Raw genomic sequence first — 20,981 nt, 5'->3', positions numbered from 1 at the left:
CAAACTATTCTGGCATATTTATCCTCTAATTTCCAAAAATTGTGCAGAATGCTGTCGAAGCGCACCAAAACAGGAAGGAGTTACTTCTTTACCCATCCGAGCAGCATTTCTCTCACAAACTTACTGGCAGCGATCACCGTCTGTTCGGTCGGATCATAAACCGGGGCAACTTCCACAAGGTCTGCTCCCACCACTTCGAGATCCGCATCGGCGATCAATTGAATAGTTTCCAGCAATTCCTTGGACGAAATCCCGCCTGCTTCAGCAGTGCCGGTACCAGGTGCATACGCAGGATCAAGTACATCGATGTCTATGGTTACATAGACCTTTCTTCCGGCAAGCTCCGGCAAGATTTGTTTCAACGGCTCCGCGACTGAAAATTTCGCCATATGCATCCCGCTCGATTCCGCATACTCGAACTCTTCCCGCATGCCAGATCGAATACCGAAGGAGTAAACATTCTCCGGTCCGATCAATTCACACGTCTTTCTGATCGGTGTCGAATGGGACAGCGCCTCTCCTTCATACTCCTCTCGCAAATCAGCATGTGCGTCGATATGAAGCACTGCTATATCTGGATGTTTTTCATAGACCGCCTGAATGATCGGCCATGACACCAGATGCTCTCCACCCAGTCCCAATGGGAATTTCTCTTTTTCCAACACTTTTTTGGCATAGTCATAAATCATATCAAGGCTGCGTTGAGGGTTCCCGAACGGCAGAGGTATATCGCCGGCATCAAAAAAGTTCACTTCTTCCAAGTGCTTATCCATGTATGGGCTATATTCTTCCAGGCCAAGCGAAGCTTCCCTTATGCGGTTTGGCCCGAACCGGGAACCTGGGCGGAAGCTGACCGTCCAATCCATCGGCATTCCATAAATGATTGCCTCTGCTTCTTCTGGTTCCTGTCGAGACATGATAAAAACCTTTCCTGAATATGCTTCATCGAATCTCATAATGACGCCCTCCCTTATTCTGTTAATTCCCGGACAAATTTCGGCAGTGCAAACGAAGCATAGTGAAGTTCCTTGGTATAATATTTCGTCTCGATTTCGTTAAAGCGTTCCTCTTTTACTTTTAACGGATCATGGATTTTACTGCCGATCGTGAAGGTCCACAGACCGCTCGGATATGTCGGGATGTTTGCTGTATAAAGACGGGTGACAGGAAAAATCTCTTTTACGTCCCGGTAAACCTGTTTGATCAAATCTGCTTTGAACCATGGGTTGTCCGTCTGGGCGACAAAAATCCCGTCGTCCTTCAGCGCTTTTGCGATTCCATCATAAAAGCCTCTCGTAAATAAGTTCACTGCAGGTCCTACTGGTTCGGTAGAGTCGACCATAATCACGTCGTATGCCCGCTCGCTTTCGGCTATATGCATGAAGCCATCCGCAACCTTGACATCGACCCGGGGGTCCTCTAAATCCCCGGCTATTTCCGGCAAATACTGCTTGGAGTATTCGATTACTTTTCCGTCTATTTCCACAAGCGTCGCAGTTTCTACCTGCTCATGCTTGAGTACTTCGCGGATGACTCCCCCATCTCCTCCTCCGACAACCAAAACGTGCTTTGGATTCGGGTGAGTGAATAGCGGAACGTGGGCAACCATCTCATGATAGACAAACTCATCCTTTTGCGTGGTCATCACCATGCCATCGAGTACCAGCATGTTCCCCCACTCTTCTGTTTCCAATATATCAAGCTTTTGATAATCCGTTTGTTCAGAATGCAAGGTACGCTTGATTTTCGCCGTAATACCAAAATTTTCCGTTTGCTTTTCTGTGTACCATAGTTCCATGCTCATTCTCCTTTTTTAATTGAAGACTCTTAAGTACGCTGCTCAGAGGTCCCGATTGACCCTAGATCCGCAAGTCTCTTGAAATTTCCGCCCCTTTTCCAGACCGTTGATAACTACCAGAATGGAGCCGCTATTTTTCCCCTCGTTCTATTCTTATATCATTCACCGACACTACTAGTGTTATTTACCTGATCGGACTGCTTGAAACACAAGATCCCCTTTCAGGATTCGACAAGTTTCACCGGATGTACTATGTCAATTCTCTTGGAATCAAAACAAAAGGCAACAATATTAAAAATCTTATACTTAAGCACGGAGAAAAATCAACTGTTTTGTCAGGTTTATTTATCCGCTTTCCTACCTATACTGATAAAGTTGACGGTTCATTTCCAACAACCTACCCCTATATTCATGAAAATCAGGTGGATGCCATGATTTCTTTTATAAAAAAACAACTTGTGAAAATTGAAAACAAACTACTGCGCAGGACTATCCTCTCGATCCTGCTTGCAGGATGTGCCGTTGTGCTGACTGCTGTAACGGTTTATTCGGCAGCACTGCTGCTCGGTCCGCCTCCCTTAAGCAAGGGTGGAAATACCATCTATTATAGTGCGGATGAAAAAGTCATCGGTGAAGAGCATGGACCGGAGAGCAGATATTGGGTCACCCTTGACGAAATGTCCCCCATGCTGATTAAAGCTGCATTGACGACGGAGGATAAACGGTTTTATTCCCACCATGGCCTGGATGTAAAACGCATCCTTTCAGCGGCCTGGCATGATTTACAAGCGATGTCCAAGGTGCAGGGAGCAAGCACCATCACACAGCAATTGGCGAGAAATTTGTATTTAACCCATGAAAAAACCTGGACCCGAAAGCTGAAGGAAGCTTTTTATGCGATTCGTCTGGAAATGTTCTATGACAAAAAAGAAATTCTGGAGGGCTACCTCAATACGATTTATTATGGCCATGGCGCTTATGGGGTTGAAGCGGCAAGCAGGTATTTCTTCGATAAGCCAGCCAGCCAGCTTGATTTATCCGAGGCGGCCTTGCTGACAGCGATTCCGAAAGGTCCTTCCTACTATTCGCCATATCGGCATTTGGACAACGCAAAGAACCGGCAGGAGCAAATACTGGCTTCGTTGGAACAGGCCGGGGTCATTTCGGAAAACGAGAAGTACCTTGCAGCAAGGCAAGTCGTACAATTGACGGAACACGCAAAAGAAGCAGAGAACAAAACGGCACCCTATTTTCTGGATACAGTGCTGTCGGAACTGCAGGACATATTGGACATGGATGCCGAGGTTATCCGTTCCGGTGGATACCAAGTGTACACCACGCTTGATCTTGAACAACAACACCAACTCGAAGAAACCGTGAACAAGTCGATCAGCAGTTCCTCTGAGCTTCAGGTCGGTGCCGTAGCCCAAAATCCGGACAATGGCGCTGTCACTGCCATGGTAGGTGGCCGTGATTATGCCGACAGCCAGTACAATCGCGTCACCCAGGCTAAGCGGATGCCGGGGTCCTCTTTCAAACCGTTTTTGTATTATGCAGCCTTGGAAAATGGTTATACCCCTGCCACGACCCTGCTCAGTAAACCGACCAGTTTTGAACTGGAAGACGGAACGGTATATCAGCCAAGCAATTACAATGGCTATTACGCCAATGAGCCAATCACCCTGGCTCAAGCATTAGCGTTGTCGGATAACATTTACGCAGTAAAAACAAACCTTTTCTTAGGCCCGAAAGAACTGGTGGAGACAGCCAAGAAATTCGGAATAGAAGAAGATTTTGCCGCAGTGCCGTCATTAGCGCTTGGTACAGGGGCAGTCACCGTCAATGAAATGGCTGCCGCATACGGCATGCTCGCCAATGGAGGCAAATCAGTAGAGCCGTTCACCATTGAAAAGATTACTGATTCACACGGCAAGGTATTATATGAAAGGGAAGAACAAGAACCTTCCCATGTGTTGGATCCTGTGAACGCCTTTATCCTGACAGATTTGATGACCGGTATGTTCGATGAATCGCTTAATGGATATATGCGGGTAACAGGTGCATCGATTGCCGACGAATTAACCCGCTCCTATGCCGGCAAATCAGGAACAACCAAGACGGATAACTGGATGGTTGGGTTCAGCCCCGATCTTGTAACAAGTGTATGGACTGGATTCGACGAAAACAAGCCAGTGGAAAACACCGATGATTTGCAGGCTGCAAAAGAAATTTGGGCGGGATTCATGGAAAAAGCCCATGCCGACCTTCCATTTCATGCTTTTCCGGTGCCCGATGGGGTGGTTGGCGCTTATGTTGACCCTGTATCTGGTGAACTGGCAACTCCTTACTGTGAACAGCATCGACTGATGTATTTTGCCAAAGGGACCGAACCGACCAGTTATTGTTCGCTTCATCACGATGAGGAACAAGAGAAGCAGGAACAGATGCGAGAAGAAGAGGACGAAGAACAGGACAATGGCTGGAAGCGTTGGTTTAAATGGTTGTCCAGAAACTGATCGCTTTCTTATCAAACTGAAATCAACGAAACCGTCTCATAAGTATGTGTGCATAAACAAACCTTCATAGCCACTCTCGCTACGGAAACACACTACGCTTTCCGCGGGCGGCTGGTGAGCTTCCTCGAGCTGACGATCTGCGGGAACTCACCGAGGCCTTTACTGGAAACTCCGTGAATTTCCTTCGCTGATAACCCTGCTGTCCTACATAAAAAGATAATGAATGCACTATCAAACAATGAAGTCTCTTTTGCTTCTGAAAAGCTCGGGAAGTATGCACGGAAAAAGCGAAGTGTTCCATTCTAGCAAGTTTAGCACCTTTTTGCCAGAAGTCAGAAAAACGCAATGTGTTTCCTCAGCAAGTTTTCTGTAAGAAACAATGAATCTGATATAGGTCCGAGGGATTCAACTTCATAAGAAAAAGGCCGGAACGGATTCCGGCCTTTTTCTTTGTCCTAGTACACAGTTTTACCATGTGATACATATTTTACAAACTAATTCGCAAAACCTCAAGATATTCAATCATTATTCACAATTCAGTCACAAAATGTTCAATATTTCTATGCTTGCATCCTTACTCGGGAAGGGCTTGTTTCAACTCATCGGAAGAGTTTTCCCACATTTCTTTGTTGAACTCGCGGAGAAAATCGCCCAGCAGTTTTTTCGAGTGCCCATCCATATGATCGACAATCACTTTGCCTTTCATGGATTTATCCATATGGTTGACATGTTCCGGCATTGATTTATAGGCACGCTTGATCGAACGGTCCACGCGTATTTCACTTCCGGCCACTCCATGGTAATAAGAACCGGAGTCTTTTCTTTCAACAGTTACCCAGACGATCCAGTACAGCTTGCCGTTCGGAACTGCATCTTTATCGGGAAGAAACTTGACCCGCCGCTCGATTTCACTGCGGGCATGCATGGCTCCCATATCGACAAACGCCCGGTCCTCAGCTGGATCGATGATCACCGGCGAAATGTTTTCCAAGCTGATCGAGCCTACACCGTAACCACCATGACCATCGGTGGAATCATCCTTCATGATGGTGAATTGATTTTTTTTCTTTTTGGAAGGTTGGTCCTCGCTCATTTTTAGCTCCTCCTTCTATAATATCTGCAACAGATTCGCAGCCTATTTCTTTATATGATATGCTGTTTTCATTGTAGCATAGGGAAAAATTCAATTTCATCTTTCAAGTATCTACACAGCAGGGATTTTCCCTTGTCACACGAATTAGTCAACGAAATTTTTCAGAGGAGGTACTTACACATGCCATATGTAACAGTAAAAATGCTGGAAGGAAGAAACGACGAACAGAAGAAAGCACTCGTGGAAAGAGTGACGGAAGCCGTCGTCGACACTACCGGCGCTTCCAAAGATAAAGTCGCCGTCTTTATCGAGGAAATGAACAAGAGCGATTATGCAGTTGGCGGAAAAAGACTGAGTGATGAATAAACCCTGACTAATAAGGAAATCTCCATCAAAGATAGAAGCCAGCGGAACTCCGAAACGGGGTTTCGCTGGCTTGTTTTTTAGCCATGCTTTTTACTTCGTCCGATGTTTTCCTGCCCGACGAAGCCAAACTGACCGGGAGACGGCTCCCTTTCAAAGGATTTCTCTTCAGGCTCCAATTTTTGGCGGGCACCGAACCAACGTCGCTTCTCTATACGCACACCGACCCGCTGTTGCTGCACTTCCTGAATGCCTTCGATGACCAACTGCATGGCAAGTATCAGTACAATAAATGCTGCGAAAACCGGAACGACAATCCACTCATGTCCACTCATAAATGCATTCCGCGAACCACTGATAATACCCGACCATTCAAATGTCACCGAGTATGGCCACGCTTTATAAGACTCATTCAGCATGATACTGGTGCCACCCAGAAATATATTGAACAAGCCGAGATGAATAAGAATCAACAATACCTGTATAAACTGCTGACCAAAGATGATTCCCAGCTTGGAATGGAGATGCGGCATAATATGGCGGAACAATATGTGGTTGGAATTCCCGCCTAAAACCCTGGCGCCGTCGATATATTCCGTCCTGGTGATCAAACGGATTTCGTTCCCGATCAACACAGTCGTCAACGGAACAACCAACAAAGTCAACACGCCGGCTTCGACCAATATCCGTTCTGTGAATGAATATTCGAACCCGGAAGTGGTTCCGCTTAAAACGGGAGTCAGTAAAATCACGGCAATCACGCTCAAAGGCAGAAAATGAAAGCTGTCGACAAACCGCTCTATCCTTCGTTTCCACTGCTCCTTGATGAACAGTGCATAAGGAACGGCCAGTATAAATCCCAACAGCATTCTAAGCAGCGCGATAATTCCGGCAAAAAGTATCGTGTACTTGGCACCTGTCAGCAATTGATCGAGGATGCTGTATCCATTCTGGTCGGTTCCCAACAAGACATACTTCGAGGGCGGGTGCGGTTTGCTGCTGACCAGATTCCCATCCTCATCATAGATCAACGTGAAGTTTTCAACTGGTTCTTCATGGATGACCGTGTGTATGATACTGACAGCCAATATAGCAAAAATAACTGCAAATCCGACCAGGAACTTCTTATTTTTGAAATGGGCGGCAAGCCCCTTCACATAATCCCCAAGTCGCTGTTTCCAAGAGAGATTATTCGGCTTGGAAAAGGTTTGGATGAATTTTTTATCCTTCATTTGCAATGCTGTTTTTTCGGTGAATATCTCGATCCCCTGGTAAAGGATATAAAACGGCGTAAACACCATGATCAAGGCAGCCGCAATCACCATCGGGCGGAAATCTTCCATCACGAAACTGAACAGGCCGCGGATATTAAACATATACTCGATTACAAACAAACTGGACAATGTACCCCACAGAATGATTTTTGAATGATAGAAGGTACTTTTCAATATATTCCGCAGGACATGGACCGCGATGATGGCATTATGTTTGATTCCCTTACTGAGTGCGAAGTCCACATAGTCCTTGGTCAATTCTTCCTCCATCAGCAATAAAATGACGCGAAAAAGGGAAATCATCGGCAAAACCGCTAACACAGTGATCGGTGCTATGTAGATCCGTTCGTCTCCAAGTGTGACGAACTTCATCAGATGGACTCCTGTCTGCTTGAAAATAAAAACAATGAACATTTGCAGCAAAAATGCCACCATTAAATCGGGTATGGCTTCACAAAGCACCAAGAGCCGTTTTATTACACGAATTAATACTTTGGGCAGCAACTGGGTGAGCAGTGCCAGTATCAATGCCAGACCGAAGCCAATCAGTAACGCAGCGCCAAGAATACGCATGGAATAAAAATAAGGATCCCATAAAAAAGCAAAAACATTCAATTGCTCCTGTCTGAATTGGTACACCCAATTGTCGGGCTGCACTATTTCTCTGGCCAGGTTCCATGTATTTTCGGCATATAAACCAACATCGACAAGGCCATCACCCTGCAGCAAACTAGGAGCAGAGCTTAACGCCACGATACCAAGCAAGCCAAGTACATAATAGCCCAGGAATTTTATTAATTTCACAAGCAACTTCCTTCCCATCCCCCATTTATTTACATCCCTATAGTCCATTGTAATCAATTTTCTAAAAATTCACAACGTGGTAAATAGTCACCTTTATCGCTATTTCTCTCGCCATAACTATCAACTAAACTATCCTTTAGTGAACTTTGCATTAAGGTTTATTCCATATAAAAGTACGCACTATGATTGGATTAATTTACTGTTAATAATCAAAAATCAAAAAGACCAAATCATATGCGATTTGGTCTGCCAATTATCATGGTGTATATATAATATGTTTTCCATACTACCGAAATTACTTTGAGAAAAAATCGCTTTCTTCAACAGCATCAAAAAATCAATGGGTTGACTGCCGGCGAAGATTGTCGATGAATTCCCATGCTTCGGCAATCTCTGTCTCCTGGTAGTTTTGTGTCTTTTTGACGGTTTGGACTTTCTCTTCCACTTCCTGTTTGGACAAGTCATCGAAGTACAGCATCGTAGATACCAATTCAAGAAACCGGGAGCTTTTTTCTTTCATATTGTTTATCATACTTTCAAGCGGCGGGAGTTCAACCTTCGAATGGTTCAGAAACTCTTCCCCTTGTTCCGTTACACGATAACGGTATTGGTAATAGTTGCTTTTGTCTTCTTTTACCTCGGAAATAAATCCAAGATTGCAAAGCTCTTCCACACGGAGGGTCAATTCCTCTGAATAAGGGCCGTAGAAATGAAACTCGTATTTTTCCTCGAATGGAATGTCACACTTCTTCAGTATGTAAATCATTTTCTGCAGTTTTTTCCTGCCGACAACTTCGTCTGCCGTCGAGAAAAACTTCATGATTCTGGCGTGATTTTCTAACATACTCACCATCTCCTGTTCTGGCCGGATGGCCAATCTTGTTATCGCTTATCCGAATAATATCTCAAAAATCCGCATTTTCTCCGGTCTATCGGCCGGAAGTTGTTCCAGGACATCCAGCGGGAAATACAACTTATGATCTGTGCGTTTCTTGCCGGAAATTGCTTCGACAATATCCGACTGGCGCGATAGTTCCTTCAGTTCATCGTTTTTCGGCTGCAACAAATGAATCGGAAGCCGTTCTTCTTCCTCGCCGGGACGATAAAAATCGTAAGGCAGATCAGAAGAGGAATCGACTACCAGGTAGTATTCCGGATCGATGTCGATGGCTTGAAACAGCTTGTATAATTCCATCCACTCTGTCATTTGCTGATTCGGGTTGAACTCGATATATTTAAACAAACGCCGGTTGATAAACCGTTCACACAAATCACGTAAAACGGTGTCGTCTTCTTCCAGCCAGGCTTGAAAATAATACAGGACGATCGATTCATCAAGCCGCAGGTATTCCTCCAAATCGACGTTTTCCGCAAAAAACGAGAGAAAATGGGTCGGCTTCTGCTTAAACTGATAATTTTGTTCGTATAAATATTTGGCCCGATGGAGAATTTTCGACAATATCACCTCTGCACTTCTGGTGACAGGGTGAAAGTAAACTTGCCAATACATTTGGTAACGGCTCATGATGTAGTCTTCCACGGCATGCATTCCGGTCTGCTTGATGACGACTTGATCCTCCGTCGGCCGCATGACCCGTAAAATTCTTTCCATATCAAAATGTCCATAGCTCACCCCGGTGAAATAGGCATCCCGTTGCAGGTAATCCATCCGATCCGCATCGATTTGGCTGGATATCAAACTGACGACCAATTTGTTTTCATAGGTTTTATTGATGACATCAGCCACGTCCTGCGCAAATCCCTTCCCCACACGTTGCAGGATTTTATTGATCTCCGTATCCCCAAGAACGATTTTTTTGGTGAAATCCTCGTGATCCAGCTTAAATACTTTTTCGAAGGAATGGGAGAACGGACCATGCCCCAAATCATGCAGCAGGGCAGCACACAAGCATAACAGCCGTTCATCATTATTCCAGTTCGGACGATTTTCAAAGTTGAACAATATCCGCCGGACGATTTCATAGACGCCAAGCGAATGGTTGAACCTGCTATGTTCAGCTCCGTGGAACGTCAAAAACGAGGTACCCAGCTGTTTGATCCTTCGAAGCCTTTGAAATTCCCTTGTGCCGATCAAGTCCCAAATCACTTGGTCTTTGACGTGGATATACCTATGTACAGGATCTTTAAATACTTTTTCTTCACTTAACTGCTCATCTTTATATGCCATGTCCAGGTCCCTTCTATTGATATCAACAAGACAACAGGGAAATACTGCAATCCTTATCTTTTCTGTACCCGACTCACTCTATAAATAGTCGACCGATTAATCACAGGAATGAGATTGAAAAGCCTGTATAACAAACTTCCCCTGAAAAGTTCTGTACTAGCGGTCGACGAATCCCGACGTTTTATCGGTACCTTTGCATGTCGATTCATAAACAATTACTATCATTATATAATAGAAATGCCGACACAAAAATGGTTTTTTTGCACGAATTGGATTTTTTGTGATTATCAGCCGCTCAGACAATTTGCTATAATGAACTGGCAGCCGCGGAAGGTGCAGCTGCCACCCGACCAGAAGACAACTGGCGGTAATCAAAGGAGATATTGGTATGGAAGATTGGAAAAAACTGTTCAGTGGAACAGTGCGTTATATCGATCAGCGCGGAAAGGCAGGCAGAGATGATGCGATTGCTTCCTTTGCCTACGATGATGCGCTGGCAATTTCTGTAGGTAATGAGACTTCTCCTCCAGCAGCGAGACTTTGGGTTCACGATAAAACACTCATTCTCGGCATTCCAGACGCAAAATTACCTAACGTAGATGCAGCCCTCCAATGGCTCGCCGGGCACGGATATCAAGCAGTTGTCCGGAATTCCGGAGGACTGGCGGTTGTACTTGATGCAGGCGTTCTCAACTTGTCCTTTATATTACCGGACGCCAAAGGAATCGGTATTCACGAAGGATATCAATTCATGGTCACCTTCATTCAGGACTTATTCCGCAACCTGACGACGGAAATAAAGGCCTTCGAAGTAAAAGGTTCGTACTGTCCGGGCGACTATGATCTAAGTATTAGAGGACAGAAATTCGCCGGAATATCCCAACGGCGTGTCAAAAATGGTTCAGCTGTCCAAATTTACCTTTGTGTAGAAGGAAGCGGCCGTGAACGGGCCGAACTGGTCCGGCATTTTTATGAAATCGGCAGGAAAGGGAAATCCAACCGATTTGAGTATCCCGAAGTGAAGCCGGAAACCATGGCATCGCTTACTGAACTGCTTTCCATCCAGCTAACAGTCGATGATGTGTGCAAGTCGATTCACCAAGCCCTGGCATCCGTGAGTACGTCGATTAACGAGCAATCCTTGGACAGCGCCGAACAGCAAGCGTTCGAAAAAAGGCTAGAACAAATGAAGGAGCGAAACATCAAAGCACTGGGAAGTTAAACCCAGTGCTTCTTGTTTTACAGTCTCCGATGGACCTGCCGTTCTATCCGATTCGATTCTAAGGCCTGCCAATCGATGTCATACCCAATACCAGGAATATCTTTTAACGCGATCCCACCATTTTGCAGCATAACCGGCGGTGTAATGATATCCCGGTGCCAATAGCGGTCCGATGCAGAAATATCACCAGGATACAAAAACTGCGGCAAACTAGCTATGGCAATATTATGGGCCCGCCCCACACCTGCTTCCAGCATCCCTCCGCACCAAACAGGTATGTTATTTTCCTGGCAGAAGTCATGTATTTTTTTCGTTTCGCTCAGACCGCCGACCCGCCCGATTTTAAGATTGATTACCCGGCAGCTTCCCAGTCCGACGGCAGCCCTCGCGTCTGTCAGGGAATTGATGCTTTCATCCAGGCATATCGGTGTATCCAGCTTGCTTTGCAAAATGGAATGTTCATAAATGTCATCGTGTCCAAGCGGTTGTTCGATCATCGTCAGGTTGAATTCATCCAGCCGTTTTAAGATATCGATATCTTTCAATGTATAGGCAGAATTTGCATCGGCCATCAGTTGGATGTCGGGAAAATGGCGGCGAACTTCGCGAAGGACTTCTACATCCATTCCGGGTTTGATTTTCAATTTTATCCGCTTATAGCCTTCCTCCAGATGGTCTTCCATGACAGTAAGCAAGTTGGAAATGGATGGTTGGATTCCAATACTGACACCGGATTCTATTCGGCTTCGCCCTCCGCCCAACGCAGCCGCAAGCGAAATTTCCTGACGCTTGGCAAATAAGTCCCAAACCGCTCCTTCCACTGCTGCCTTCGCCATGTTGTTGCGACGAATCACCGAAAAGCGGCTGCTGATTTCATCCGGATGGCGAATCGACTTCTTGAACAATAATGGCAATAAAAAGTCCTTGATCACATGTTCGGTTGTCGCCACTGTTTCTTCCGTGTACCAAGGGACCGGAAAGGCGACCGACTCGCCGAACCCGCTATTCCCATTTCCGTCGACAGCTTCCACGATAAAAAAATCTTTCCTCGAAAACGTTCCGAAACTGGTTTGGAACGGATTCTTCAAATCCATGACCAGCCGGTGCAAGATGACTTTTTCTATGTAAAAAGGTTCGTTTTCCAAGCAGAATGCCTCCTCCCCTTAGAGAAAATGTTCGTTGGTTTCCAGTTGGTTTTTATCGTAATACTTTGCACGCACTTTGTCTATCGACGTACCACTTCTTTCGGTCGCGAAAACAGTGTGCTCGAAAAGTGAGCAGTGTGAATCCTGCGCTGCGGAAACACATTGCGCTATGTTTTCTATTCTTCTTTTGGAACAATGGGTTACTCTTGCCAGCAATAATGTTGATAGAGAACGTCTCTTTCCCTACAGTATGGAAACAGCACACATGAAAAACTTGCAGGAAGGACGAGGCCACTGAAAAAGTCCTTTCTAATCTAAAAGAGCTGTTCAAGTTTGTTGTTGATGCTCACGACGCTTATCGATGGATGCTTGCCGCGGGCACGGCATCAGCTAACTTGGTAAAGAAAATCACTTGACCAAGTGGATCTTCGGCTCGCGCTGTTCCCGCAGGCGTCACCATCGAACGCTCCTCGTGGAATCAACAGAGGTAAACCGAAGAAGCGTGATTTTCTTTGATTTATAAAAGAAAGTCACCCTTTTTTCTTGTACCCTGAGATGGCACCAGAAGATGACGTCCTTGACCCAGCTTATTAGCTTACTTCCGTCGTAGTGAAACGAATCGTTAAACGAATGAAGGAATAGAGGGCACCAATCACTTGAAATCAGATAAAAAGCGGCCGGTATGGAAATTAATTTCATACCGGCCGCTTTTTTAAAATTCTACTTTTCAAAGGCCTTCAGTTTATCACTGGCTTGGAAAGAACCGAGGTTCCTCTACAAGCTCTGCCATCCTATCTGTATTCTTTTACAGGGACTGTGCAGCCGTGATGATTGCCAGTTTGTACACATCATCCGCAACACAGCCGCGTGATAAATCGTTAACCGGCTGATTTAAACCCTGCAGGATTGGACCGACAGCATCGTAATTTCCCAGACGCTGTGCAATTTTGTATCCAATGTTTCCGGCTTCTAATCCTGGAAAGATAAAGACATTGGCATCACCGTTCAGTACGGAGTCCGGTGCCTTCTTTTCGGCTACTGCCGGAACAAAAGCCGCATCGAACTGAAATTCCCCGTCCAGTGGTAAATTAGGATTTTGTTCCTTGGCGATTTTGACCGCCTCAGCGACCTTCTCTGTTTCTTCCGACTTAGCAGACCCTTTCGTGGAAAAGCTCAACATCGCGACTCGCGGATCGATGTCGAAAAGCTCGGCAGTGTCGGCGCTGGCTGCAGCAATCTCCGCCAAGTCCTGGCTGTCCGGCGCAATGTTGATAGCGCAGTCCGCGAAAATATACTTTTCTTCTTCTTTCACCATGATAAATACGCCAGAAGTTTTCTTGATTCCCGGCTTCGTTTTAATGATTTGCAAAGCAGGGCGAACAGTGTCTGCAGTTGAATGGGCCGCTCCGCTGACCAGTCCGTCAGCTTTCCCCATATATACAAGCATCGTACCGAAGTAGTTTTCATCGAGGAGCATTTCCCTCGCCTGCTCTTCCGTGTTTTTCCCTTTACGACGTTCGACGAAGCTTGCCACCATTTCATCAAATGCAGCATAACTTTGCGGGTCGATTATTTCAGAACCCGATACGTCCACTTGAAGCTCTTGTGCTTTCTGTACTACTTTTTCTTCATTTCCAATTAATACAGGTTTCAAGATACCTTCAGCTCCAAGTTGACTGGCAGCAGTCAAGATGCGTTCGTCCAAGCCTTCAGGAAATACAATCCGCTTGCTATCCGACTTCACTTTATCTTTTAAACCTACAAATAAATCACTCATTCAAAAACCTCCAACATTCATTCTGTTATACATGATACGCTTTTTCCTGTATAAATGAAAGCCTTCTGTTTCGAAAATTACCATGCAAACCTTATCATGTTCCCATTTATGTCCAAATGATGACACTTGCGCCCGATAATCTTTTCGAAGCCTTGGAATGACACCCCAAATCTTTTGCCAGACAAGGGGTTTGTCCGATTTTGCCAATGAAAGCTGTCCGGGTTTCCGTTAATGATTATCTTTCCCTAATTATGTTATATTAAAAACATACTTTACCTTGAAGGAGTGACCTACTATGCCAGAAGCAGTTGAGACAATGGACGGCTGGTATTGTTTACATGATTTACGTACTATTGACTGGACTTCGTGGAAGCTTGCCACAAGTGACGAACGACAAGCTGCCATCCACGAATTTCAACAGCTCCTAGAAAAGTGGGAGCAAGTCGAACAAAATCGCAACGGCAGCCATGCCTTATATACAATAGTCGGCCAAAAAGCTGATTTTCTGTTAATGCTGTTACGCCCGACTTTGGAGGAATTGAATCAAATCGAAACGGAATTCAATAAAAGCAAGCTAGCTGAATTCACAAAGCCTGCTTATTCTTATGTATCAGTCGTCGAGCTTTCCAAGTACAGACCAAGCAAGGACGGAGAAGATCCCGAACAAAAGCCGGAAACCCAGGCCAGGCTGAAACCGACGCTTCCAAAATGGCAGTACATCTGCTTCTATCCAATGGACAAGCGCCGGCAGGGCGACGACAACTGGTATATGCTTCCGTTTGAAGATCGCGGCAAGCTGATGTACGAGCATAGTAAAACCGGCAGAAAGTATGCGGGAAAAATCCGGCAAATCATCACAGGATCCATGGGATTGGATGATTGGGAATGGGGCGTTACTTTATTCGCCCACGATTCACTGGAAATCAAAAAGCTCGTATATGAAATGCGCTTTGACGAAGTAAGCGCCCGCTACGGCGAATTCGGCGCCTTCTACGTCGGCAGCATTTTGACTCCTGAACAAATACCATCTTTCCTGCAAGTGTAAGATAATCCCGAAAGCCCTAGTCAACCTATCCTTGTGATAAAAAAGACTAGCAGCCGGGATAAAAGCATAGTGCCATTACAATAACCGAACGATATTCAAAATCGTTCGGTTTTTTATTTAGAAAAAAGCAAACCGTTCTCTACCCTTCTCTTATACATTGTGAAACGCTCCACTCCGCCAAGGTGCTTCGCTTTCCGCGGGCACGGCTTCAGCTAACTTGGCAAAGAATAACGCTTTGCCAAGTTAGCTGAAGCTCGTGCTCATCCCGCTGGAGTCTACGCACCTTGCCTCCGTTGATAGAGATACTTTTTATTCTGGTGAGCTTTCCGTTTTGTCTTTGCTGTTACGAAAGCGAAGTATCTGGCCCAACAACAGTGTGACCATGCTTTTTCTCGGTCTTTTATTAAAAATGGTTAATTTCGCATGAGTTGATTCTTACTCCATCTTATCGCATAACATATATCGCTCAAAACATTGGTTAGAGCTTTTCAATTGTTGATCTCGCTATTAAATGTCTAAATTTCTTGATTCATGTTCGAAAAAAGAATGATAGACGAGTCAAGCAAATGCTTATTTCAGCGTATAAAGTCTAGTTACCCAAGGCAAGAAATTTAAAGCTATCAAATTACTTTTCTGTCGTAATATATCCATCGTCTTTAAGTCTTGTGATTTTACAATTTTCAAGGGTTTCAAATTCGTTCAGTCTTTCTTCAATTGTCTTGTTATTACTATCCTTGAATAAGTCTTCTCTGTCATAGTGCTGAAAAGTTTAGTGTTTAGTCTATCCATTTCTGGAGTGAAGAAATGCACTACCTTAATGTGAGGGCCGAGTAAAAGAGCTCCAGCGCTAACGCCTAATAAAGTCATTGTAAAAACCGTTGGATGTTAATAATAATTTCAATGCACTCAATCCTGTTCTCAATTAAATTCTTGGTACATCCTTATTTTAACAAAAAATGACGGGAGCCCTTTTTAATTTAATTATGTTTTCACCAATCTTTGAAAACTCCTTTGTTAAAACGGCATCTTTCCATTCTAAAGTCAGGACACTGTAACTAAGCGAAGGCAAGATGCGGAGACTCCTACGGGAACAGCACGAGCTGAAAATCCCGCAAGAAAGCGCCTTTTGCTTTCTGAGGAAGTTGAAGCCGTGCCCGTGGAAAGCGCAGTATCTTGCCGTAGCGTTGACAAGCACTCATTAAACAAAAGAAGGAAAGGAAGTCTAAGCTTTCTTTCGCTGTTTCTTCTATTATGTAAACAACAAATTTATTATTCCGTTTTGGAAACATTCTAACTCGTTGTTTTTTGCCCGCATTATTCTCCCCCTTCTCCTTTTCACCTTTCCTTTCTTTTTGGTCATATAGATTTTGTCCACGACATACGTATATCTATTAGAGAGCATTGGCAGTGACGAAAATTCTCTCGTTCGCATCAAGAAAGAGGTGACATCTTATAGCCATCACTGAGCATAACGAGAAAGACACGGATTTCATGCGGGAGGTATAGTTTTTATACGCTGCTCTGTCGGAGTATGGCGGGAAGTGCACGGGAACATAGAATGGTTTTCTTACAGGCCTGGGCCTGAATAAATATCGAGTGGATGATGAAGGGAGAGGTTCGCAAGATGAGTAAAGATAAAAGACAAATGCCTTCTGGAGCACAAGGAAGCAGCAGTGCCGGTTATCCATCACAAGGACAGCAAAGCTATGGATACGGGCAGACACCCGGCGGCTATTATTATCCGCAGCAAATGATGCAAGGTGCCCAACAGGGGTATTATCCGGGGATGCAGGGGATGCAGGGAATGCCGCAGCAGCAAATGCAGCCACCGCAGCAAGCGCCTCAGCAGCAGCAAACTGCAGGCGTTTCGGATATTCCCGGCATGCTGCCGACCGAGCAGTCCTATATTGAAAATATATTACGGCTCAACCGCGGCAAACGGGCTACCGTCTACATGACATTCGAAAACAATGATCGCTGGAATGCCATGATATTCAAAGGCATCATCGAAGCTGCGGGAAGGGATCATTTAATACTTAGCGATCCGGAAACGAACCGCCGGTATCTGCTTCTCATGGTTTACTTGGATTACATCACCTTTCCGGAGGAAATCAATTATACCTATCCATACGGCGGTGGTTCCGGTCAGGCAGCCACTTACCAGCCACGGCGCTGACAGTTCGATGTCACAAGTGGAACGTGACTGTTCATTCTTTATCCTCACTATAAAACCCTTGCAGGTTTTTAGCATGCAAGGGTTTCTTCTGCTGACGAAAGCCAGCAACACGTATTGTCGATATTCAATCACACGGAAAAAAGGAGGCCTTGCCTAGTGAAGCATCCCTATAAAAAATTCTTTCAATTGCAGCTGCTCATGATGGGACTTGCCTTGATTCTAGGGGTGATCGCACTTGTCAAAGCAAGCCTGTTCATGATAATCGCAGCGTTCTATTTCCTGGCTTTCAGCTTTATTTTTGAAGGACTTGCCGAGCATAAAAAACAACATACCCTTCCATTCGCTCAACAAATGGCCAGGGCTTTTTTCATCCTTGTGCTTATCAGTTATTTGGCGATCATATTAATTTAATCGCAGCATATCCAAGGACGATCCAGCCAGCCAGGAAAGCCAACCCGCCCAACGGAGTGACCATGGCAAAAAACTTGACGCTTGTCGTCGCGTAAACATATAAACTTCCCGAGAACAGGGCGATGCCCACAAAGAACAACCATCCAGCCGTGGACAGACTGGCCGCTTGAAAGCGGCTGGCCAGCAGTCCGGTAACGAGCAACGCCATTGTATGGAACATTTGATAATTTACGGCCTTCTCCCATGTGGACAAAGCTTTTTCGGAAATCTTCCCTTCCAGCCCATGAGTCCCGAACGCTCCCAGGGCTACTGCCAGAAAACCATTGATAACGCCAAAAATCAGAAACAATTTCATTATTTTCACCTCTGTTAAAAGTCAAAAATCGAATTGCCGTTTGCTTCTCCATGATCTGCCGTTTGCTTTCCGGCAGATTGGATTCCTGATGACCCAGTCTTTCCAGTGTGCATACCGCCCATCATTTTCGCCAATTCCTGTTCCGGTCCGGCTTCAGCATTGCCTTCTTCCAGCATTAAGTCGCATAACATACGCACCGCACGGACATGCTCTCTCACAGCTGCAGTTTGATCGTTATTCGCCAGAGCTTCCTGCAATTCACTCATCATTTTCGTCAAAACGGACTGATTGGAAATTGCCATGGAATCCCTCCTTCTATTTCCCAAGTAGACTAGCCGTATCAGCGAACTGCCGATAGCTACTTCTTTATTATTGCTTCAACCAACTAAGTATAACATGGAAGGAGGCTTCGCTTCACTTCCCCCGTCCTTCCATGACCATTCCCTACAAAACACCAAGGGCATTCAAGAAGATCAGCAAAATGATCACAGGTGCAAAGTATTTTACAATCACATACCACCAATGGCCCACCGTAGCATGCTGCAAATCCGCGGCAGTCAATGCGTCCATTTTATTGAAATACCATCCGATGAACATCGCCATCACCAGACCGCCGATCGGAAGAAAAATGTTGGAAGCTACATAATCCATGGAATCCATGATGTTAAGCTGACCGATTGGCGTGAAGCCTGACCAAGCTCCCATTCCCAGGGAAGCGCCTATTCCCAAGACAAAGATCACTATCCCGGTAATGATGGCGGCCAGTTTACGGCTCCATTTAAAGGAACGCATCAGATAGGCTACCGGCACCTCCAGCAAAGAAACAGATGAAGAGACTGCAGCAAGCGTCAACGACAAGAAAAACAGGATTCCTACAATCCCGCCAAATGGAATTTGGCTGAATATATCCGGGAGGGTGATAAACACAAGCACAGGACCAGAGTCTGGTTCAATACCAAAGGCAAATACCGCCGGGAAGATGACGACCCCGGAGATAACAGCGAAGAAGGTATCCATCAAACCGATACCGACAGTTGCTCCCGGGAGCTTGTGGTGATCTCCAAGATAGCTTCCATATGTCATCATGACTCCGACTCCTAAACTAAGGGAGAAAAACGCCTGTCCGAGGGCGGCAATATAAACAGATGGATCGCTGAGTACACTCCAATCAGGTTGGAACAAAAAACGCATCCCTTCCATCGCACCATCCAACGACAAGCTGAAGCCGGCAAGGATGATCAATAACACAGCCAATGCCGGCATGAAAATTTTGTTCGCAAGCTCGATGCCCTTTTTGATCCCCGTCAAAACAATCGCAATGGTCAGCACCATGAAAATGGCGTGCCACAACAAAGGCTGTGCAGTGGAAGAGGTGAACATCTCGAAGGCTGCACCATAACCTTGCTCTGGTACCGTAAAAAATTGACCTGTTAGATAATTCCAAAAATAATACATGGACCAGCCTGCCACCACACTGTAAAACCCTAAAATCAAAAGCGCTCCAAAGACTCCAAGAAAACCTGCCAAATACCATGGCTTTCGGGGAGCGAGTGTCCGGTAAGACCCGACCACGTCACTTTTTGCCTTGCGGCCGATACTGACTTCGGCGAGCAATAATGGTATGCCGATAATGACAATGCTCGCAAGATACAAAATCAAAAAGGCTCCGCCGCCATTTTCGCCGGCTACATAAGAGAAACGCCAAATGTTGCCCAGTCCAACAGCAGAACCCATCGCTGCAAGCATGAAACCGAGTTTCGATGCCCAGCTTTCCCTTGTGGAATTCATGGTCCAACTCCTTTCCGTATCCATCTTTTTTGTTTTAAGAGCTGGACAAAAACTCCCAGCCCGTTTTTTTCTACGCCGATTCACGTGCGTTTTTTAAACATACTTTCCTATCATAATAAAAAACATTTCTTAATACAATAACGCGAGGAAAACAAGTTTTCAACAGGAATTTCCTTGGATGTCCCTGGTACATTATGCTAGTTTGGTAGAGAGCTAGATGCAGAAGGAGGAATGACGGATGGGTGCGTGGTTCGATGTGTCTTCGACTGATATGTTTCAGCCATTTTCAACCAGCCATTTGCTTATGCTGACTGCCTATGCCTGCGGAGTATTGGCCATGTTTTTTCTACGTGAACAATTGCAGACAAACTCTGTCCGGCTCATCATACGATGGCTGTTATTCCTTATGCTTTTTTCCAGCGAGCTTTCTTTTCAGGGGTGGGCCATTTACCATGGAGTTTGGCGCTTTCCGGATCACATGCCACTCCACCTGTGCGGCATAGCGTCCATCATAGCGATGCTGGCGCTGCTCTTTCAGAATAAATCGTTAATAAGGCTAACTTATTTTCTTGCCGTCGTTCCAGCCATGCTGGCATTGATCACGCCTGATTTACCTTATGGGCCGGAACACTTCCGTTTCTGGAAGTTCTTCCTACATCATCTTGCCATTTCCTGGTCGGGAATTTTTCTGGTTTTTTCCACCCCTGTACGGATCACTTTGGCATCGATGCTACAGTCATTTTTGTTACTGACAGGTTATGCGCTTGTAATAGGTACGCTAATCAATCCATTGACAGGAGCTAATTACTTGTATCTGGCAAAACCTGCGGCCGATACCCTGCTCAGCCATTTCGGCAACGGGGCTAGCTATTATGTGAATCTTGTCATGGCAGCATTTATCGCCTTCGCCCTTTTGTATGGAGCGGCAAAATTCTTCACCGAGAAAAATAAATGATGTCCCCTCCATATTTCGTGGCGTTTTTTGCCACACAGAGGATGGGTTTAAGACCTCGAGGGGGTAGGCGC

At 45.4% G+C, this 20,981-nt stretch carries 18 protein-coding genes; 7 read left to right on the top strand and 11 right to left on the bottom strand.

Features of this window, described 5'->3' with window-relative positions; all coding sequences use genetic code 11:
- Nucleotides 1-80 precede the first annotated feature (80 nt).
- Nucleotides 81-956: an agmatinase gene (speB, locus tag ABVF09_RS16865; RefSeq protein WP_026570812.1), complete on the bottom strand. Its 876-nt coding sequence runs from the start codon at nucleotides 954-956 to the stop codon at nucleotides 81-83.
- A gap of 14 nt (nucleotides 957-970) precedes the next feature.
- Entirely contained in the window at nucleotides 971-1,798 is an 828-nt protein-coding gene (gene speE / locus ABVF09_RS16860) for a polyamine aminopropyltransferase (RefSeq protein WP_026570813.1), read from the bottom strand.
- 431 nt (nucleotides 1,799-2,229) lie between these two features.
- On the opposite strand from speE, the gene ABVF09_RS16855 reads away from it, so the two are divergent.
- Nucleotides 2,230-4,314, top strand: a complete 2,085-nt coding sequence (locus tag ABVF09_RS16855; RefSeq protein WP_371069704.1) for a transglycosylase domain-containing protein — start codon at nucleotides 2,230-2,232, stop codon at nucleotides 4,312-4,314.
- Nucleotides 4,315-4,888: 574 nt separating this feature from the next.
- On the opposite strand, the gene ABVF09_RS16850 is transcribed toward ABVF09_RS16855, so the two are convergent.
- On the bottom strand, nucleotides 4,889-5,407 hold the full coding sequence (locus ABVF09_RS16850; RefSeq protein WP_371069703.1) for a YwhD family protein: 519 nt from the start codon (nucleotides 5,405-5,407) through the stop codon (nucleotides 4,889-4,891).
- 180 nt (nucleotides 5,408-5,587) lie between these two features.
- Between ABVF09_RS16850 and ABVF09_RS16845 the strand changes: the two genes are divergently transcribed.
- Nucleotides 5,588-5,773, top strand: coding sequence for a 2-hydroxymuconate tautomerase (locus ABVF09_RS16845; RefSeq protein ID WP_371069702.1), 186 nt, complete (start codon nucleotides 5,588-5,590; stop codon nucleotides 5,771-5,773).
- A gap of 77 nt (nucleotides 5,774-5,850) precedes the next feature.
- Here ABVF09_RS16845 and ABVF09_RS16840 read toward each other — a convergent pair whose 3' ends face one another.
- The 3 genes from ABVF09_RS16840 to ABVF09_RS16830 form a co-directional block, all read right to left on the bottom strand.
- A complete protein-coding gene (locus ABVF09_RS16840) occupies nucleotides 5,851-7,848 on the bottom strand; it encodes an ABC transporter permease subunit (RefSeq protein WP_026570816.1) in 1,998 nt (665 codons plus the stop codon).
- 337 nt (nucleotides 7,849-8,185) lie between these two features.
- The gene (locus ABVF09_RS16835; RefSeq protein ID WP_026771898.1) at nucleotides 8,186-8,692 is read right to left on the bottom strand and encodes a YwgA family protein; all 507 of its coding nucleotides are present in this window, start codon (nucleotides 8,690-8,692) and stop codon (nucleotides 8,186-8,188) included.
- A 45-nt stretch (nucleotides 8,693-8,737) separates the two neighbouring features.
- Nucleotides 8,738-10,036, bottom strand: a complete 1,299-nt coding sequence (locus tag ABVF09_RS16830; RefSeq protein WP_026570818.1) for an HD domain-containing protein — start codon at nucleotides 10,034-10,036, stop codon at nucleotides 8,738-8,740.
- Between the two features lie 388 nt (nucleotides 10,037-10,424).
- Between ABVF09_RS16830 and ABVF09_RS16825 the strand changes: the two genes are divergently transcribed.
- Nucleotides 10,425-11,258: a lipoate--protein ligase family protein gene (locus tag ABVF09_RS16825; RefSeq protein WP_026771899.1), complete on the top strand. Its 834-nt coding sequence runs from the start codon at nucleotides 10,425-10,427 to the stop codon at nucleotides 11,256-11,258.
- Between the two features lie 17 nt (nucleotides 11,259-11,275).
- Here the strand turns inward: ABVF09_RS16825 and menC are convergent, their stop codons facing one another.
- A complete protein-coding gene (gene menC, locus ABVF09_RS16820) occupies nucleotides 11,276-12,352 on the bottom strand; it encodes an o-succinylbenzoate synthase (protein WP_371069721.1) in 1,077 nt (358 codons plus the stop codon).
- A gap of 856 nt (nucleotides 12,353-13,208) precedes the next feature.
- On the bottom strand, nucleotides 13,209-14,180 hold the full coding sequence (gene pta, locus ABVF09_RS16815; protein WP_026570820.1) for a phosphate acetyltransferase: 972 nt from the start codon (nucleotides 14,178-14,180) through the stop codon (nucleotides 13,209-13,211).
- 295 nt (nucleotides 14,181-14,475) lie between these two features.
- Here pta and hemQ point away from each other — a divergent pair, with 295 nt between their 5' ends.
- The 3 genes from hemQ (at nucleotide 14,476) to ABVF09_RS16800 (ending at nucleotide 17,812) form a co-directional block, all read left to right on the top strand.
- Complete coding sequence (hemQ, locus tag ABVF09_RS16810; protein WP_026570821.1) at nucleotides 14,476-15,225, top strand: hydrogen peroxide-dependent heme synthase; 750 nt, start codon at nucleotides 14,476-14,478, stop codon at nucleotides 15,223-15,225.
- 1,624 nt (nucleotides 15,226-16,849) lie between these two features.
- Complete coding sequence (gerQ, locus tag ABVF09_RS16805) at nucleotides 16,850-17,401, top strand: spore coat protein GerQ (RefSeq protein ID WP_371069701.1); 552 nt, start codon at nucleotides 16,850-16,852, stop codon at nucleotides 17,399-17,401.
- Nucleotides 17,402-17,557: 156 nt separating this feature from the next.
- Complete coding sequence (locus tag ABVF09_RS16800) at nucleotides 17,558-17,812, top strand: hypothetical protein (protein ID WP_153463583.1); 255 nt, start codon at nucleotides 17,558-17,560, stop codon at nucleotides 17,810-17,812.
- On the opposite strand, the gene ABVF09_RS16795 is transcribed toward ABVF09_RS16800, so the two are convergent.
- The 3 genes from ABVF09_RS16795 to ABVF09_RS16785 form a co-directional block, all read right to left on the bottom strand.
- A complete protein-coding gene (locus tag ABVF09_RS16795) occupies nucleotides 17,799-18,167 on the bottom strand; it encodes a DUF423 domain-containing protein (RefSeq protein ID WP_371069700.1) in 369 nt (122 codons plus the stop codon). The two genes, ABVF09_RS16800 and ABVF09_RS16795, sit on opposite strands and share 14 nt — an antisense overlap.
- Before the next feature lie 14 nt (nucleotides 18,168-18,181).
- A complete protein-coding gene (locus ABVF09_RS16790) occupies nucleotides 18,182-18,469 on the bottom strand; it encodes a YwdI family protein (protein ID WP_153463586.1) in 288 nt (95 codons plus the stop codon).
- A 142-nt stretch (nucleotides 18,470-18,611) separates the two neighbouring features.
- Nucleotides 18,612-19,955 carry a sodium-dependent transporter gene (locus tag ABVF09_RS16785; protein ID WP_153463589.1) on the bottom strand — a complete coding sequence of 448 codons (1,344 nt, stop codon included), beginning with the start codon at nucleotides 19,953-19,955 and terminating at the stop codon, nucleotides 18,612-18,614.
- 238 nt (nucleotides 19,956-20,193) lie between these two features.
- Here ABVF09_RS16785 and ABVF09_RS16780 point away from each other — a divergent pair, with 238 nt between their 5' ends.
- Entirely contained in the window at nucleotides 20,194-20,910 is a 717-nt protein-coding gene (locus tag ABVF09_RS16780) for a YwaF family protein (RefSeq protein WP_026771902.1), read from the top strand.
- Nucleotides 20,911-20,981: the final 71 nt, after the last annotated feature.

Origin of the sequence: Sediminibacillus sp. JSM 1682029 (genome assembly GCF_041366435.1) — a bacterium.
Lineage (GTDB): Bacteria > Bacillota > Bacilli > Bacillales > Amphibacillaceae > Sediminibacillus > Sediminibacillus terrae.
Note: the sequence above shows the minus strand (reverse complement) of the source record. Positions and strands in the feature narration are given on the sequence as shown.

What these genes read in the sequence shown, in the direction of transcription:
- speB (WP_026570812.1), bottom strand. Translation starts at nt 956, where the DNA reads ATGAGATTCGATGAAGCATATTCAGGAAAGGTTTTTATCATGTCTCGA.
- speE (WP_026570813.1), bottom strand. Translation starts at nt 1,798, where the DNA reads ATGGAACTATGGTACACAGAAAAGCAAACGGAAAATTTTGGTATTACG.
- ABVF09_RS16855 (WP_371069704.1), top strand. Translation starts at nt 2,230, where the DNA reads ATGATTTCTTTTATAAAAAAACAACTTGTGAAAATTGAAAACAAACTA.
- ABVF09_RS16850 (WP_371069703.1), bottom strand. Translation starts at nt 5,407, where the DNA reads ATGAGCGAGGACCAACCTTCCAAAAAGAAAAAAAATCAATTCACCATC.
- ABVF09_RS16845 (WP_371069702.1), top strand. Translation starts at nt 5,588, where the DNA reads ATGCCATATGTAACAGTAAAAATGCTGGAAGGAAGAAACGACGAACAG.
- ABVF09_RS16835 (WP_026771898.1), bottom strand. Translation starts at nt 8,692, where the DNA reads ATGTTAGAAAATCACGCCAGAATCATGAAGTTTTTCTCGACGGCAGAC.
- ABVF09_RS16830 (WP_026570818.1), bottom strand. Translation starts at nt 10,036, where the DNA reads ATGGCATATAAAGATGAGCAGTTAAGTGAAGAAAAAGTATTTAAAGAT.
- ABVF09_RS16825 (WP_026771899.1), top strand. Translation starts at nt 10,425, where the DNA reads ATGGAAGATTGGAAAAAACTGTTCAGTGGAACAGTGCGTTATATCGAT.
- menC (WP_371069721.1), bottom strand. Translation starts at nt 12,352, where the DNA reads ATGGATTTGAAGAATCCGTTCCAAACCAGTTTCGGAACGTTTTCGAGG.
- pta (WP_026570820.1), bottom strand. Translation starts at nt 14,180, where the DNA reads ATGAGTGATTTATTTGTAGGTTTAAAAGATAAAGTGAAGTCGGATAGC.
- hemQ (WP_026570821.1), top strand. Translation starts at nt 14,476, where the DNA reads ATGCCAGAAGCAGTTGAGACAATGGACGGCTGGTATTGTTTACATGAT.
- gerQ (WP_371069701.1), top strand. Translation starts at nt 16,850, where the DNA reads ATGAGTAAAGATAAAAGACAAATGCCTTCTGGAGCACAAGGAAGCAGC.
- ABVF09_RS16795 (WP_371069700.1), bottom strand. Translation starts at nt 18,167, where the DNA reads ATGAAATTGTTTCTGATTTTTGGCGTTATCAATGGTTTTCTGGCAGTA.
- ABVF09_RS16790 (WP_153463586.1), bottom strand. Translation starts at nt 18,469, where the DNA reads ATGGCAATTTCCAATCAGTCCGTTTTGACGAAAATGATGAGTGAATTG.
- ABVF09_RS16785 (WP_153463589.1), bottom strand. Translation starts at nt 19,955, where the DNA reads ATGAATTCCACAAGGGAAAGCTGGGCATCGAAACTCGGTTTCATGCTT.
- ABVF09_RS16780 (WP_026771902.1), top strand. Translation starts at nt 20,194, where the DNA reads ATGGGTGCGTGGTTCGATGTGTCTTCGACTGATATGTTTCAGCCATTT.